Here is a 14,686-nt window from a genome sequence, read left to right on the forward strand (position 1 = left end):
CGTACGTCACGTACTTGACGTACGTGTGGGTGAGTCGCATGCTGGACTGGGAACGGTTGGAGGGCGCATGTCCATTGCCGCGCATTTCGACAGCTACTCGGCTGCTCGAGCGCACTTCAAGGATCTCCTCGACGCTGCTCGCCGCGGCCGGGTGGCAACCGTACAGCGGGAGACAGGCCGGGCAGCGGTCGTGGACGCAGACCGCCTGAGGGCGAGCCTCGTCGGTGTTCTGCCGCCGCCACAGGTGGTGGCCGAGGACGGCGGATGGTCCGTCTTCCTTCCAGGGGTACCGGTGGCCGCGGACGCCTCGACGTTCGACGACGCGGTCGACGAGATGGTCCTCGCCCTTCGTGAGTACGCCGACGATTGGCAGGAGCGGCTGCTGGACGCCCCGAACCACCGGAACAACTGGGCGCTGGTCCAGGTGATCGAGCTCAGCGATGATGCGCAACTGCGCGAGTGGCTGGTGGGCTCGGCCCCATGAGCTGGCCGACGCCGACTCGCCAAGACCACCAGAAGTTCTGCGAGATCGAAGGGTGGGAACCCGTCCGGACCGCTCGCGGCCGGACCGGCACCCATCACCTCACGTACGAGCTGGCGTTGCCGGACGGCCGGATTCTGCGAACCCGGATCTCCCACCCGCCGGACCGCAGCACCTACGGTCCGGGCATCTGGAGTCACATCTTGCGTGACCAGCTCGACGTCACCGAGGACGTCTTCTGGACCTGTGTGCGCGATGGCGTCAAACCGGCTCGGGGCAGGCCTGAAGTGCCAACGGCCGAACCCATCCCGGCCGAGGTGGTGCACCTACTTATCACCCGAGTCGGCCTCACCGAACCGGACGTGGCCCGAATGACGAAGGACGAGGCCATCACGCGGCTGAACCAGTACTGGGCCGAAGGTAGCTGACCCACCCTCGACGTCTCGAGGAGTGCTCGGGGACGCGAGCCGCTGGCCGCGGGATGCCGCCGCCCGTGGACTTCGTGGCCGGGGCGGTCGTCAGCGGCGGCGAGGAACTGCGCTCGGCGTGGGTGACCGCGCGGCCGAGGCGGGGTGGCGGAGGAAGGACCGGCCGAGGGTGGGGCGGCCACTGCGGCGTGGGGCTTGGGCGCGGATCAGCCGCCCAGCAGCAGCACCGGGGTCAGGGCGCGGGGCAAGCGCGCATCGTAGGATACCGGCCGCCCGATGCACGTCATTCCGCCTGCACGAACCGGACGGCCGGCAGCACCAGAATCCGGTCCGCCATCGCAGACGGCGCCGGCTGGGGAGAATCGAGGCATGACCAACGACCTGGTGGAGTTCATCGAGGCGCGGCTTGCCGAGGACGAGTCGCTCGCCAGCATTATCTCGGCCGGCGCCTACGCACCGCAGGTGTGGAACGTCAAACCGGACCAGCCCGGCGGCTGGCGGGAGGTCCGAGCGTTTGACGGTACCAACGTCATGAGCCCTTCACCGACGCACGACGAAGGCGTTGGGTTGGTCGCGGTGGTGCCTGGCAGTCGCAACCAGCACATCCATATCGCCCGTCATGATCCTGCGCGGGTGATTCGCGAGGTAGCGGCCAAGCGGCGGCGGATCGAGCGGCACAAGCCGGACTATGCCAGCGGTCAGGTCGAATACGGCCAACACCACGAGGTGTACCGGCGTGAGGACGGCAAGACGATCGAGGTGCTGGTTCAGGACGACGAACCGCGCGAGCCGAACTGGTGCCGAACCTGTGCTGAGCCGGCTCCATGCCGGGAGCTTCGCAACGACGCATCGGTCTGGTCCGACCATCCCGACTACCCTGAGTGGGCTGTATGAATGCCGCCTACGTGGCGGGCGGATCGCCGAAGCCGAGCCAGGTGATGCGGTGGCCGGTGGTGTCGTGAACGACCTGTAGGCGCAGCCGCGACACGCCGTACACCGTGTCCCACAGCGACATCACGCTGGTCCGGCGTGGTCCGTCAGGACCCGCGTCGACTGTGCTGATGAGGTCCGGCGGGATGCGCTGCGGTGGCATGAGCAGTGGTACCGGGTATGCGTCCACGACTGTCTGGAGTTGGTCGGTGGACCAGCCGCCGCTGGTGCGCTCGGCCAGGGTCTTGTACCAGCCGCGGACCAGGTCCTGAACGATGGCGGCCAGTTCGAACCGTACCGACTGGGGCAGGTCGGCCGCGGCCGGCGGACCCCACGGAGCCGGGCGCAACCCACTTGGCGGGAGGGCGCCGTGCATGCCGTTGTGGATCTCGGGGTTGCCGCTGAGCTCGAGCAGTGATCCGTTGAGGTGATGGTCCAGCGCGGCGAGCACCTGCATTGCGCCGAGCATCATCGCCTTGACGGTCGGTGAACCCTGACGGTTCCAGGCGTTGAGCTGGAAGACCAGAAACTCCCGCAGCTTCAGCGGGTCGATGAACAGCTCGTCGGACTCGGGGCCCACGATCCCGCTGGACCGCTGGATCCAATGCTCCAGCGCCCGCACCTGCGTGCAGAACATCTGGGCGGTGGACTGGCCAGGCTCCCAGAACGGGATCCCGTCGACATACGCGATCATTCCCATGAAGTCTACCCGTCGGAATTCTGTCGTCTCGCTTAGGCTGCTCGTCAAGCACGCTTCGTATCGAGCGCCGGAGTGGTCCAGTTCTTCCGGCCGCCCGGAGCCCATTGCGGACACGTCCGTGAGTAGCAGCGCCAGTACCACTCGCCGTTGTGGCGTCGACGGAGGTCGACGGTTGTGCCGTTGCACGCGCCGCACTGCGGTGGTCGTGCGAACTCGGCCGCGTGCTCGTGTTCGAGGATCTTTCGGGCGAAGTGGCTCCCTCGCATGGTGAGCATCACCTCGCGGGTCCAGCTTTGGGAAAGCGCGTTGAGGCTGCCGAGTAGCACCGCTTCTTCGTCGATGACGACGATCTTCTGGTGCATGACGTTTACCTCAACCACGGCATCTACCGTGCCCCGCAAATCGGCCAAGTACTGTTGATGGGCGGCCTTGCCCTGTAGGTCGTCGCCAGGATCCCGCACGAAGAGGACTGTGGACACGCCGCGCGCACTGGCGTCAGCGAGCACGGGCAAAAGTGACCTTACGCGGCCGGTGGTCCACGGAGCCCAAATCCAGAGGGAGCGACGGGCCGCCGCCAGATAGCCGGCGAAGACGTCGTAGAAGCTGCGTTCGTCATGAATGTCGTCCACCCGCACGTGGGCCGCCAGTATTTCGGCGAATTCCTTGGTGAACGGGCCCAGTTCGGCTGGTAGCGGAGTTCCGGTGGGCGTGATGAGGCGGGAAGCGCTTACCGTGCGAGCCTGCCGGTTCTGCAGGAGTTCGGCCACGTAGGCGAGCGGCGTGCCGTTCGGTGCCGCGTTCACTTGCTTGCGGCTGCCGATGAGGTACAGCCGGGTCTGGGTCCGCGTGACGCCCACGTTGAACAAGCGGACACCGTTGCGTTCCCAACGGCCGGCGGCCAGCGTCGCGCAGGCCATCCATCGCCGGTCGAACTCGTCCTCGACGAGGTCGAAGATGACGATCGGAAATTCGCGTCCCTGGAACCGGTGAGCAGTGCCCACTTCGGTCATGACGCCATCGGATACCTCCTGGTCGCGGAGCGCTTCGAGCGTGGCATCCACCTGGTACCCGTATGGAGTGACGACGCCGACCGGCTCTCCGCGGACGCGGTGGTAGTCGGTGAGAACCCGGCTGATCAGCGCACCGGCTGGCCACCAACCGCTTTTTCGGCCGGTCGCACGGACCTGAGCGATGTCGCCCAGGCCGTCAACGTCGATGAAGACGACTTCTGGGTCATCCGGGATGTGGGCGCGAATATTGGAGCCCGCCTGCAGCAGGCCGCCATACGCGACCGCGTTTGCCAGCCCCATGACGTCCGGACCAAAGCGGTGCTGAATGTTGAGCGCCGTGCAGCCCGGGTGCGCCTGTGCGTCGTCCGGCGTCGCAATGCCGCAGTGCTCGAAGAGGTCCCGTTGCAGCCAGCGACCCACATCCGGACGGTTGGCGCGTTCAACGGCTGTGGGAATGATCGCGCCGAGCTGCATGAAATCGCCGAGTAGAACGGCGGTGCGGCCGGCGCGAGAAACCGCCAACAGCACCTCCGGCACGTTCGCCGCGCCGACCTCGTCGACGAGGACCACGTCGTACGGCCCGTCCATCAGGACCTTGTTCGTACGGAGCCGCGCGAGCGTGGTGGCGACCACCTTCGCCCGCCGGATCAGTTCGCCCTCCGCATCCCGCCGCAGCCGCTCAAACTGCTCGTAAATCTTGGCGTGCTGCTGTTCGAGCCCGGCTCGCGCCTGCTGCACTCCAGCAAGTTCTTGGCGCAATCTGTCGGCCTTCTGCGCCATTTCCGGGAGGTCGCGCGCGTCCGCGTCACTGACCATGGCGCGCTCCTCATTGGTCGCACGTGTTTGGGCCTCTGCCGCAAGGAGCGCTTGCTGCGCATGGTCCTGTTGCTCCTGGGCGTGGCGTAGCCGCGCCCGCGCATCGGCCTCGGCGCGCTCGGCCACGCGCAGTGCTCGGTCCGCTTCGGCAATCCTCGCTCGGCTGTACGTCGCCGCGGCAGTCCAACGGCTGGCCTCGCTGCGCAACGCCGCACGCCGGCGCTCGACGAGTGCGTTCGCCTGCTTGGCCTCGTCGGCAAGCCGCTCCGCCCTCGTCCGCGCTGTGTTCGCCACTTCCTGTTGGCGGCGGATGGTCGAGCCGGCGCGCATGCGTGCGAGCAGGCCACCCTGTGCGAGTCTTTCCAGCTCGCTCTCGGCAAGATCGGCTGCATGCCGGGCAGTGAGTGCTTGTCCGCTCACCGCGTCGACGGCCGTGATCAGGTCTTGGAGCTCGCGCTCAAGAGCGTCGATTTTGCTGTACGCGGCCCGCGCCGACGCCATGTCGGCAAGTTGCCTGCGGATCTCGTGCAGCGCCCGAAGATGTTCCTCGGCGTCGCGATCGATGGCGCGGACACCGCCTTGCGCGGCGGTGACCTTGCGGGCCAACTCGGGGATGGCGGCCTCCGCGAGAATTCGTCCCTTCGTGCGTTGGTAGGCCGCTCGGTCGAATTCGGCGACGATTTCATCCAGGTGGGTTAGTTCTGCCTCTCGGTCCCGGATCAGGAGGATCTGTTGCTCAACCTGCCGTCGCTCATTCTCGACCTGAGCGAGACGCTCGCGTACCAACTGCGGAAGACAGAGATCCGGATGGTTGAGTACCTCCGGATGGTGAGGCGGCCCGACGCGCAGCAAGTCGCCCGGCCGGTGCCGGCGCTGTCGCACCACGCCCAGGAGGGCGTTGTCCACGGCGATATTCGTCGATGACACCAGCAGGACGCGTTGACCGGAGGCGAGCAGGGCGCCGATCGCCTCGGAGAGGACTCGCGTTTTGCCGGTGCCCGGCGGTCCCCACACCAGCCGTACGCCCGGTGCCAAACACGACGCCACGGCTTCGTTCTGTCGTGGGGTGAAGCCGGCTATCTGCCGAACCGCGCGCGGTTTCGGTGTTAGCCTGCCCAGCGCCAGGTCATGGGCGAGGCCCGCATCGCTGAGTTCTGCGATGCCTTCACGCAGCTTCACCATCAGGTGGGTGGCAGGCTGTTTCTGCTGCCACAAATATGCGTCGGCGATGTCGACGAATTCGGCCACCCGCACCCGCAGTACTGGGCCGTCTTGTACCGCCTCCATGACCTGGTAGGCGCCGCCGGCGGTTGGCCCCTGGGCCCCGGCCAAGCGGAGCGTCTCTACTTGGTCGGCGTCCGCACGGCCGTCGCGCAAATCGACCGCGTACCAGCCCCGTTCCGCTTGCTGGCGTGCGCGTCCGACACGCACTGGAGCCTTCGGATCGCGGGTGGGTCCACCTACGGCATTGATCCAGAAATCCAACGCGGAGCACACTTCGTCGCGCCAATCCGGCAAGACCGACCCCCATCGTCGCCGAATAGTCTGCTTGCATGCTACGCATTGGAGTTGCTCGATTACAGTCTTGACAAGTGGGCGGCGGACCCGGAATGGCACCGGGTTACCGGCCGATTGTGGTGTGCACGGGGTGCGCGGAACATGGGTTGATCTGCCGTATTCGTCATTAGCTGCGCGCTGTCCGCACGGACCTTTGACGCGCGGTACCTGGCCGTGAGGAGGCATATGACATGGCAGTTCCTCACACCGACACCGTCGACCAGCTCATCCTCGGATACCTTGACCAGGCCGAGCTACCTGATGCCGCCACAAATCTGATCATTGCCGCGCTGCTCGGCGAGGAGGATCTGCGGGCGGCGCTTGGTGGAGGGCCGCCCCACCGACCGCCGCCCCCACCGAGCGAGGCTGCGTCGTCGGAGCCGATAGGCACCTACCTCGCCAGCATCGAGGTGACCGGATTCCGCGGAATCGGCCAGACCGCCACGCTCGACCTCGTGCCGGGCCCGGGACTCACGATCGTGACCGGGCGAAACGGTTCGGGAAAGTCCAGTTTCGCCGAAGCCGCCGAGTTCGCCCTGACCGGCGACAACAAGCGCTGGGCCGGACGGAGCATGATCTGGCAGGACGGCTGGCGCAATCTGCATGCCACGGAGAATCCGCATATTCGGGTACGGCTCGGTGTGGAAGGCCATCGCAACGGGGCCACCGTTGAATACGCCTGGCAGAGCGGGGACCACCTCGCCGACTACACCTCATATCTGCAGGTCGCTGGGCAGGGCCGACAGTCGGTTGCCGAGCTTGGCTGGGATAAGCCGCTGGAGCTGTACCGCCCGTTTCTGTCCTATGCCGAGCTCGGCGGCCTGGTCGGCGGCAGGCCCAGCGAGATGCACGACTCCCTCCAACGCATCCTTGGCCTTGGTCGACTCGTCGAGATCGAGGCAATGCTGAAGTCTGCCCGTAAGGAGATGGACGATCGGCGGAAGCTGGCCGGCAATCAGCTGCCGGCCTTGCAATCTGCGCTGGCCGCGCATGCCGATCCGCGGGCCCGCCTCGCCGAACGGGCACTCGTCGGCAAGGTCGCCGACCTCGACCAGCTCGAGACCCTCGCGACCGCGGATGATCCGGCCGACGACGCGAACGTCGTGCCGTTGCGCCAGCTCGACGTCCTGGAACTGGTCAGCCACGACCACGTGGCCGCCGAGGTCGAGCGGCTGGGCAGAGCACTGCGGGAGATCGAGGACTTGGCCGGTACCCCCGCAGAGGAGGCCCGAGCGCTCGCGGGACTGCTGCGTGACGCGCTTCGCCACTACCACACCAGCCCGGACCAGCCTTGCCCGGTGTGCGGGGGTCGCACCCTGGACGAGGCTTGGGCGCTGCGAGCGCAGGGCGAACTGGTGCGACTCACCGAGCGGGCCGAACGGCTGGATGAGGTTCATCGAACCGAGTTGGAGTCGCGCCGGGCGCTGCGCGATCTTGTGCCCGCATTGCCGCCCGTCCTTGGAGTCGACCTCGGCGCCGAGGGCGTGGAATCCGGTGACGCTCGAATGGCGTGGCAGCACTGGGACGATCTGGTCGGCGCCGACGACGCGGGCAAGATCGCGGAAGCCGGGCTCGCCACGTTCGACGTTCTTTGTGCCGCCCTGCAACCCGCTCAGGCCGCCGCGCGGCGGGCGCTAGAGCGCCGTCAACAGGCCTGGCAGCCGCTCTCCGATCAGATCCGGGCCTGGGCCGACACCGAGCGGGCCAGCCGGCACGCCGCCGAGATGTTCGCGGTGCTGCGGAAGGCGATCAGCTGGCTGCAGAAGGTCGGCGAGCAGATCCGCAACGACAAGCTGGCGCCCGTGGCGAACGACGCGACCGAGATTTGGAACATGTTGCGGCAGGAGAGCAACGTGGAACTCGGCGCGATCCGGCTGGCCGGCACCGGCACCAGCCGGCGGGTTGACCTCCACGTGAACGTCGACGGTGTGCCTGGGGCGGCGCTGGGCGTCATGAGCCAGGGCGAGCTGCACTCGCTTGCGCTTGCGCTCTTCCTGCCGCGTGCCACGATGCCCGAGAGCCCGTTCCGCTTCCTCGTTATCGACGACCCGGTGCAGTCCATGGACCCGGCGAAGGTGTACGGCCTGGCCAAGGTGCTTGCACAGGTCGCCGAGCACCGTCAGGTGATCGTCTTTACCCACGATGACCGGCTGCCGGCAGCGGTGCGGCACCTGCAGTTGAAGGGCCGCATCGTCGGGGTCAGCAGGCTGGCGCGCTCACAGGTTACGGTCACAGACGACCGGCACGGCGATCCGGCACAGCGTTACCTGGGCGATGCGTGGGCGATCGCGCACGACGACGAGATGTCGTTGGCGGTGCGGATTCCGGTCGTGTGCAACCTGATCCGCGATGCCATCGAGTACACGTGCCACGAGCGCATCCGGTCGCGGGACTTCCTCGCCGGCGTGGCTATCGTGGACACCGAGACGGCGATCAGCGAGACCCAAGGGCTGCGTTCGGTGCTCGCGCTGGCGCTGCTGTCCGACGCGAAACGAGTCGGGGAGGTGTCTACTGCGCTGGGCAAGCTGCATCCTGCTGCCGCACGGGTCGTCGCTACGGCCAACAGCGGCGCACACGGTGACGGCGGCGGCGACCTCACCGCCTTGGTCGAGGACGCCCGACAGGTGATACGGAGGCTGAGCCAGCGATGACTCCGCGGCAGCTTCTGGACGCGGCCGCTCACCTGCTGGCCCAGCCGACGCCGAGCATGCGCCGCTGCTGGCAGCGTGGGTGCGCCTGCCTCACACGCGTTGCCCTCGAAACGGCGCTGGAACAGTACTGGGACCGGGTCGCCCCGTCGGTGAACGGCAGACCCATGCGTCACCAGCTTCTCGCCCTGCCGGCCTTCGCGGACTCAGACACGGCCGCGGCGGCCCGCACCGCGTGGTACGGACTGTCTCGGGCGATGCATCACCACGCGTATGAGCTGGCTCCGACGATTGCGGAACTCGACGGTTGGCTCCGCGACGTCACGTTGCTCATTCCGCAGCTCGAAACAGCATCCACAAAACGCTCAGCGTGAGGTCGGATTACCGGACGGCGGCGATCGCGTCGCGGAAGCGTTCGGCGGCTGTGTCGAGGTAGTTGTCCCACGCCGCCGGTGTTTGCGCATCCGGCGGCTGAGGGAACGGAATTCGTACCGTTGCCAATCGGACCGGTGCCTGAATACCGTCGCGGCCGCGGCGCCAACTGCGGATGTTGCCCTCGCCGGGGTAGACGAGCAGGGCGCGTGCGACGGTGCCGTCGACGTCCTCCAACAGATGGGTGTAGGAGAACATTTGGTACTGATCGCCGCGGTCTGGTGGCTTGCTTGCCGCGAGCGTCTTGTACTTCGCATCGGCGATCCAGATGGCGTTGTCCTGCCAGGCCACGTTGTCGGGGCGGCTCTCGCTCGGCTTTGGTGGATCGTCGACCCACGGGTCCGCGACGAGGTCAACGGGCAACTCCGACTGGGCGATGACCTGCGTGAATCGGCTGCGAGTGAGGACTCGGTGGACGATCTCTTCCCACAGCTTGTCGGTGGGGATGGACAGCTCAACCGCGTCCGCGTTTGGTCGGCCGGAATGGTCCGGAGTGAGCTCCGTGCTCGCTAGGATCGCGAGCGCCAGGCGCAACGCATCGGCCCAGGGGCGGTCGAGGCGGTTGAGGTGCAGCCTAGGGCCAATGCGCAGCGCCGCGGTGACGGGCATCGTCGTCACGGTGGCGAAGACTCGGCGCAGGGTTACGGCGTCGTGCCGGAGCTGCTGCTCGCTGAAGCGACCCCGGAAGACTGAACGTACGCCAATGCCGTCGGCGATGCGTTCGAGCGCAGCACACAAAATGCCGAGCAGTTCGGTGGACTCGGTGAGTTCCTCGTATCGGCAGACGAGTCGCGGATCGCCGGTCGCCACGTGTCGAACCGCACTGGTCGCGCTGATTTGGCCGCGAATGGATGCGCGGGTCGCTACGACCGGCCGGTAGCCGCGGCGGATTGCGTGTCGTCGGGCGACGATCTCGTCCAAGAAGCGTCGGCAGAGTAGCGGCCGATGCAGCGGGGAGCGTTGCGGCATCGCATGCAGCATCGCCGGCGGCGGGGTCAGCAAATCGAGCCGGTCGAAGAGCTGCAGCAGCTCTGTCGTAACTCCTCGGTGTTCCGGATCCAGCCCGCGGACGTTTGCGGGATCAAGCTGCTTTGGCCGTACATCCGGAGCCAACAAACTGCTATCCCAGCGCACGGCGCCGAGGTGGGTCCGCCGAGACACCTCCAGGCAGCGCTCTAGCAGGTCCTCCATCGACGGTTCGTCCGCGGTGACGTGCAGTCGGTCCAGCTCATACAGGACAACTTCGTGATGTCGCCGCTGCGGCCATTGCGTGACGTGCACGGTCCGCGCCGTCTCCGGTGGTCGCCACAGCTTCGGCGCTACGCTTACCACAATCTGATGATCCGAGTTGCCCGCGGCGGTGAAGCCGATTCGTGCACCACGAGGCGCTGCCGTCAGCGTGATGCTCACGCGTTGTCGTCCAGTCCATCGAGGACATCCCCGAGGTACTCTTCGACGCTTCCTTCCGTGTCGTCGTCCTCGGTATCCGCGTCAGATGGTAGAGGGGTGGAGGCGCTCACTCGGAACGTGGCGATCCGTGCACCGCGCGCCAGCCCGGTGCCGTCGACGACCAGTTGGAGCTCCAAGGACTGTTGCAAGAAGCTGTCGAGCTGGCTCAGCGCCGGCAGGGCGGTCTTGCGGACCTGGTCTAGCTCACGATGCTGCGCGAACCAGCTCTCGCGAGTATTCGTGTCAAGCAGATCGTCGGCGCCGAGGCCGCGGACGGTGTCGATGAGTTGCGGCAGAATCGTGTATCGCCATTGCAGCTGAAGCAGGCGCATTGCTGCCTCCAGGCTCGAGGCCTGCTGCAGCGCGTCCGCTACCGCGTAGAGATACGACTGACCAAGCATGGCGTCGGGGCCTAGGCATGGCCGGAGAGCGTGATCGTTGAGGTCTCGTAGCACCTTCGCGGACTGAATGAACAAATCGCGCGCTGGACTCGCCACCGAGGCGGGCAGCGAGTCACCGTCCGGCATTGTCGGTTCGAGGCGATAGAACGCGAATCGGCGGCGCAGGGCGGCGTCGAGCGGTGCCACCGACCGGTCGGTGGTGTTGGTCGTGGCGATGACGTAGACGTTGTCGGGCACGAAGAAGGTCCGGCCCGAGTACGTCAGCTGGGCCGGTGTGTCCACGCGCCAATGCTCGGCGGTCGACGGCGTCCCACCACTACCGACGAACGTTGCCCGCCGTGACGCCTCAAGCGTCAGGAGCAGATCGCCGAACACGCTCGGCACGTTGCATCGATTGAGCTCATCGAGGAGCACCAGGACATCCCGATCCGGTGCGGCAGCGGCCGCCGCGCACACGCCGAGGAAAAAGCCGTCCTGGATGCTGAAGCCACCGTCTACAACGACCGGTTGATCGAACATTCGGGGCGAACTATCCGGTTTGTGCACGCCGGGTCGCAAGCCCTCGACGAAGTCCTCATAAGAACTGCTTGGGTGCAGGACGATTGCCCGATACGGCCGGCCGTCGGAGGAGAGCAACTCCCGTCCGGTCCGACCACGCCACATTTCTGCGAGGCGCTGGATCGCATACGTCTTGCCGGTTCCGGGTACACCCTCCAGAACCACATTCTTGAAGGCCAGGAGCGCTTCGAGGATCGGATCTGTCGGTCCGGACGGCTCCGCCATAGAACTCGGCGCTGCGCTCGCATGCGGGTGAGTGATCGGGCTCTGGAACAAGTCCGGGATCCGGCTGTTGAGGAACTCGAGCATGGTGCACACGTGTGGATGGTTGATCGGCACGAGATACACCTGCTTGACGTTGCCGTCCTTCGTGAACGGGCCGACGTCCGGGCCGCGGTCCCGGATGTCGTCACGCGGGATCGGGGTCGGCAGCTCGTAATAGTCGACCGGGCAGAGGTAGCCGAGGTCGCCCCACGCGTCGGTATTGAACTCGGCCGGGCGTTGCGCCTCGTACGGAGCCTCCGCGACCGTGCCGACCGCGCGGATGCGGTTATCGGCGTAGTGGATGATCCGCTGTCCGACGGTCAGGTTGTTGACGTCTTTATGGTGAGCTACCGAGCGGCCGGACTTCGTCTGCTGCGGTGCCCATAGGTAGCCGCCGTCCCGCTCGGCCTTGTATGTGGCACCCTGATTCACCCACCACAAGCCGGAGAAGGGCACTACCTCGTAGCCAAGCCTCTCCAATCGGGCGATGGCGCTGGTTGCGTCGAACTCGTTCGGCTTCAGCGGACGGCCATCCGGGGCGTATTGGTTGGCCGCGCCCACGATTGCCTTGGGGTCATAGAAGCGACCGCGATGCCGCAGCAAGTACGTCGTAGCAACGCCGAAGCCGTACTTGCTGAGGAACGCTTGCCGGCCGAGCTCGTCGTACTCGGCAAGCGCCGCCTCGACGGCGGACTGTTCGATCTGGGACAGCGCCATGGTATGAGCCTAAGCGATGAAACACTCGGGACTTTGGGCACTACGCGGGCGGAGGGGGCGGGCCTAGCTTCAAGGTGTGGACATGGCTGAGCTGCAGTTTCGCGTGCGGGGGACCGTTGCTGATGCGGGGTTGACCTACCGGCAGCGGCTGCATCGGCTGGCTGGGCTGGCCGAGGAAGCCGTTGACGGGCCGGCGGTCGGTGAGGCGTGTCGGGAGGCGCTGGAGAAGGGCGTCATCTGTGATCTCGCCGAGGGGCATGCGCCGTACCGGCCTCGTTACGTGCTTCCGGACTACGGGGTTCTGCTGCGGCAGGGGTCCGCGTTTCTGGAGCTTGAGCCGGCGCGAGACCTTGATGAGGCGCTTGCGTTTCTGCTGATTGCCTACACCGCGGTGCCGTCCATCACGACGTACCCCGTCTATCTCGGGGATCTCGACAAGCTGCTGGCGCCCTATGTGGACGGGGTCGGCGACGAGGAGTTGTACAAGCGGCTGCGGCTGTTCTGGATCTCGCTCGATCGGATGTTGCCGGATGCCTTCGTGCATACCAATATCGGGCCGGAGGACACGCGGGTTGGGCGGACGATTCTGCGGCTGGAGCGGGAGCTCAAGCAAGTGGTGCCCAATTTGACGCTCAAAGTTGACCCCGCAAGCACTCCGGATGACCTGGTGCTCGATGGGGTGCGGACGGTGTTCGAGTGTGCGAAGCCGCACTTCGCGAACCATCCGATGATGGTTGGGGATCTGGGCGCGGACTATGCCGTGGTCAGCTGCTACAACTCGCTGAAAGTCGGGGGTGGGTCGCATACGCTGGTCCGCCTGAACTTGGCCGAGGTGGCCCGGCAGTGCGGGGGCACCACGGAGACGTTCCTGACCGAGACGCTGCCGCATTATGTCGAGTTGACGGCCCAGCTGATCGAGGCGCGGGTTCGGTATCTCGTCGAGGTGGCCGGGTTCTACGAGCATGACTGGCTGGTTGACGAGGGGCTGATCTCGCTGGACCGGTTCTCGGCGATGTTCGGGATCTACGGTCTGGCGGAGGCGGTCGAAGGACTGCTCGACCACAAAGCCTACGGGCGCGATGCCGAGGCGAACGAACTGTCGTACCGCATCACCGAGACGGTCGCCGCGTTGGTTGCGGCGAGGCCGCTGCCGTACTGCGAAGGGAACGGCGGGCGGGCGTTCCTGCACGCGCAGTCGGGGATCGACAGCGACGTGGGCGTGACCGCCGGGACGCGGATTCCCGTCGGGCGGGAGCCGGCGCTGTTCGAGCATCTCAGCGCGGTGGCGCCGCACCATCGGCTGTTCGCGGCGGGGGTCAGCGACGTGCTGGCGTTCGACGACACCGTACGGCGGAATCCGCGGGCCGTGGTCGACATCATCCGGGGTGTGTTCAGCAACGGCATGCGGGACTTCACGTTCAACCTGGACAGCAACGACTTCATCCGGATCACCGGCTACCTGGTGCGCAAGTCGGACCTGGCCAAGAATGCGCGGCACGAGTCGACGGTTCTCGGGGCCGGATCCATCCGGAACTCGCATGTGGACCGGCGGAGTGTCAAGCGGGTGATCAGCCATGAGAGCGACCCGCGGGCTGGTCGCTGACGTCATTCGCTTCTCGTGCGTGGACGGGCCGGGCAATCGGTTTGTCGTGTTCCTGCAAGGGTGCGACTTCGACTGCCTGGCCTGCCACAATCCGCAGACGATCCCGGCCGGGTCGCGCGCGGCCCGAATGTGGTCGGTGGCGGAACTCGTCGAACAGGTGCGCGCGGCGGCGCCGTATCTGTCCGGCGTCACCGTGTCCGGCGGGGAGGCCACCCGGCAAGCGGGGTTTGTGCGGGACTTCTTCGCCGCGCTGCGGGAAGGCGAGCAACAGCTCACGCGATACATCGACAGCAACGGCGACGCGCCGCAGACTGTCTGGGACAGTTTGATTCCGGTGCTGGACAAGGCGATGATCGACCTCAAGGCCCTCGATCGGGATCTGCACATCCGGCTGACCGGCCGGCCGAACGACCGCGTGCTCGACTCGATCCGCCAGCTCGCGGGGGCCGGGAGGCTTTATGAAGTACGACTGCTGCTTGTGCCAAATGTGAATGACGATGACTCGTCGCTGGAAAAGACCGCCGCATGGCTGCTCTCCGTCGACTCTCGCGTGCGGGTCAAGGTGATCGGGTTTCGGCGGCACGGGGTGCGGGCCGCCGGGCGGCGGTGGGCGGAGGCGACGCCGGAGCAGATCGCGGGGTGGGCCGGAAAGCTCACCGCGGCCGGGATCCGCGAGGTTGAGGCGGTTTGAG

Annotated in this window: 11 protein-coding genes; 7 read left to right on the forward strand and 4 right to left on the reverse strand. The window is 66.6% G+C overall.

Annotation, left to right across the window (positions count from 1 at the left end):
• Positions 1–67: 67 nt before the first annotated feature.
• The 3 genes from ACQPXD_RS01700 to ACQPXD_RS01710 all read left to right on the forward strand — a co-directional run bounded on the left by ACQPXD_RS01700 (position 68) and on the right by ACQPXD_RS01710 (position 1,803).
• Complete coding sequence (locus tag ACQPXD_RS01700) at positions 68–484, forward strand: hypothetical protein (RefSeq protein ID WP_432834103.1); 417 nt, start codon at positions 68–70, stop codon at positions 482–484.
• On the forward strand, positions 481–909 hold the full coding sequence (locus ACQPXD_RS01705) for a hypothetical protein (protein WP_432834105.1): 429 nt from the start codon (positions 481–483) through the stop codon (positions 907–909). The genes ACQPXD_RS01700 and ACQPXD_RS01705 overlap by 4 nt, the downstream gene beginning before the upstream one ends.
• A gap of 369 nt (positions 910–1,278) precedes the next feature.
• Positions 1,279–1,803, forward strand: coding sequence for a DUF6221 family protein (locus ACQPXD_RS01710; RefSeq protein WP_432834106.1), 525 nt, complete (start codon positions 1,279–1,281; stop codon positions 1,801–1,803).
• Between the two features lie 7 nt (positions 1,804–1,810).
• Here ACQPXD_RS01710 and ACQPXD_RS01715 read toward each other — a convergent pair whose 3' ends face one another.
• Together ACQPXD_RS01715 and ACQPXD_RS01720 are read right to left on the reverse strand one after the other, a co-directional pair.
• Positions 1,811–2,533 (reverse strand): DUF6086 family protein, encoded by a 723-nt coding sequence (locus ACQPXD_RS01715; protein ID WP_432834107.1) that lies wholly within the window; start codon positions 2,531–2,533, stop codon positions 1,811–1,813.
• Between the two features lie 50 nt (positions 2,534–2,583).
• Complete coding sequence (locus tag ACQPXD_RS01720) at positions 2,584–5,850, reverse strand: AAA domain-containing protein (RefSeq protein ID WP_432834109.1); 3,267 nt, start codon at positions 5,848–5,850, stop codon at positions 2,584–2,586.
• 263 nt (positions 5,851–6,113) lie between these two features.
• Between ACQPXD_RS01720 and ACQPXD_RS01725 the strand changes: the two genes are divergently transcribed.
• Complete coding sequence (locus ACQPXD_RS01725; RefSeq protein ID WP_432834111.1) at positions 6,114–8,573, forward strand: AAA family ATPase; 2,460 nt, start codon at positions 6,114–6,116, stop codon at positions 8,571–8,573.
• On the forward strand, positions 8,570–8,944 hold the full coding sequence (locus ACQPXD_RS01730; protein WP_432834113.1) for a hypothetical protein: 375 nt from the start codon (positions 8,570–8,572) through the stop codon (positions 8,942–8,944). The genes ACQPXD_RS01725 and ACQPXD_RS01730 overlap by 4 nt, the downstream gene beginning before the upstream one ends.
• 7 nt (positions 8,945–8,951) lie before the next feature.
• Here ACQPXD_RS01730 and ACQPXD_RS01735 read toward each other — a convergent pair whose 3' ends face one another.
• Positions 8,952–10,412, reverse strand: a complete 1,461-nt coding sequence (locus tag ACQPXD_RS01735) for a 5-methylcytosine restriction system specificity protein McrC (protein WP_432834115.1) — start codon at positions 10,410–10,412, stop codon at positions 8,952–8,954.
• A complete protein-coding gene (locus ACQPXD_RS01740) occupies positions 10,409–12,391 on the reverse strand; it encodes an McrB family protein (RefSeq protein WP_432834117.1) in 1,983 nt (660 codons plus the stop codon). Before ACQPXD_RS01740 ends, ACQPXD_RS01735 begins: the two co-directional genes overlap by 4 nt.
• Before the next feature lie 82 nt (positions 12,392–12,473).
• On the opposite strand from ACQPXD_RS01740, the gene ACQPXD_RS01745 reads away from it, so the two are divergent.
• Positions 12,474–13,994, forward strand: a complete 1,521-nt coding sequence (locus ACQPXD_RS01745) for a YjjI family glycine radical enzyme (protein ID WP_432834119.1) — start codon at positions 12,474–12,476, stop codon at positions 13,992–13,994.
• Entirely contained in the window at positions 13,966–14,685 is a 720-nt protein-coding gene (locus ACQPXD_RS01750) for a radical SAM protein (protein ID WP_432834121.1), read from the forward strand. Before ACQPXD_RS01745 ends, ACQPXD_RS01750 begins: the two co-directional genes overlap by 29 nt.
• Position 14,686 lies beyond the last annotated feature (1 nt).

Source organism: Dactylosporangium sp. CA-092794 (assembly GCF_050948465.1).
Classification (GTDB): domain Bacteria; phylum Actinomycetota; class Actinomycetes; order Mycobacteriales; family Micromonosporaceae; genus Dactylosporangium.

What these genes read in the sequence shown, in the direction of transcription:
- ACQPXD_RS01700 (WP_432834103.1), top strand. Translation starts at nt 68, where the DNA reads ATGTCCATTGCCGCGCATTTCGACAGCTACTCGGCTGCTCGAGCGCAC.
- ACQPXD_RS01705 (WP_432834105.1), top strand. Translation starts at nt 481, where the DNA reads ATGAGCTGGCCGACGCCGACTCGCCAAGACCACCAGAAGTTCTGCGAG.
- ACQPXD_RS01710 (WP_432834106.1), top strand. Translation starts at nt 1,279, where the DNA reads ATGACCAACGACCTGGTGGAGTTCATCGAGGCGCGGCTTGCCGAGGAC.
- ACQPXD_RS01715 (WP_432834107.1), bottom strand. Translation starts at nt 2,533, where the DNA reads ATGATCGCGTATGTCGACGGGATCCCGTTCTGGGAGCCTGGCCAGTCC.
- ACQPXD_RS01725 (WP_432834111.1), top strand. Translation starts at nt 6,114, where the DNA reads ATGGCAGTTCCTCACACCGACACCGTCGACCAGCTCATCCTCGGATAC.
- ACQPXD_RS01730 (WP_432834113.1), top strand. Translation starts at nt 8,570, where the DNA reads ATGACTCCGCGGCAGCTTCTGGACGCGGCCGCTCACCTGCTGGCCCAG.
- ACQPXD_RS01740 (WP_432834117.1), bottom strand. Translation starts at nt 12,391, where the DNA reads ATGGCGCTGTCCCAGATCGAACAGTCCGCCGTCGAGGCGGCGCTTGCC.
- ACQPXD_RS01745 (WP_432834119.1), top strand. Translation starts at nt 12,474, where the DNA reads ATGGCTGAGCTGCAGTTTCGCGTGCGGGGGACCGTTGCTGATGCGGGG.
- ACQPXD_RS01750 (WP_432834121.1), top strand. Translation starts at nt 13,966, where the DNA reads ATGAGAGCGACCCGCGGGCTGGTCGCTGACGTCATTCGCTTCTCGTGC.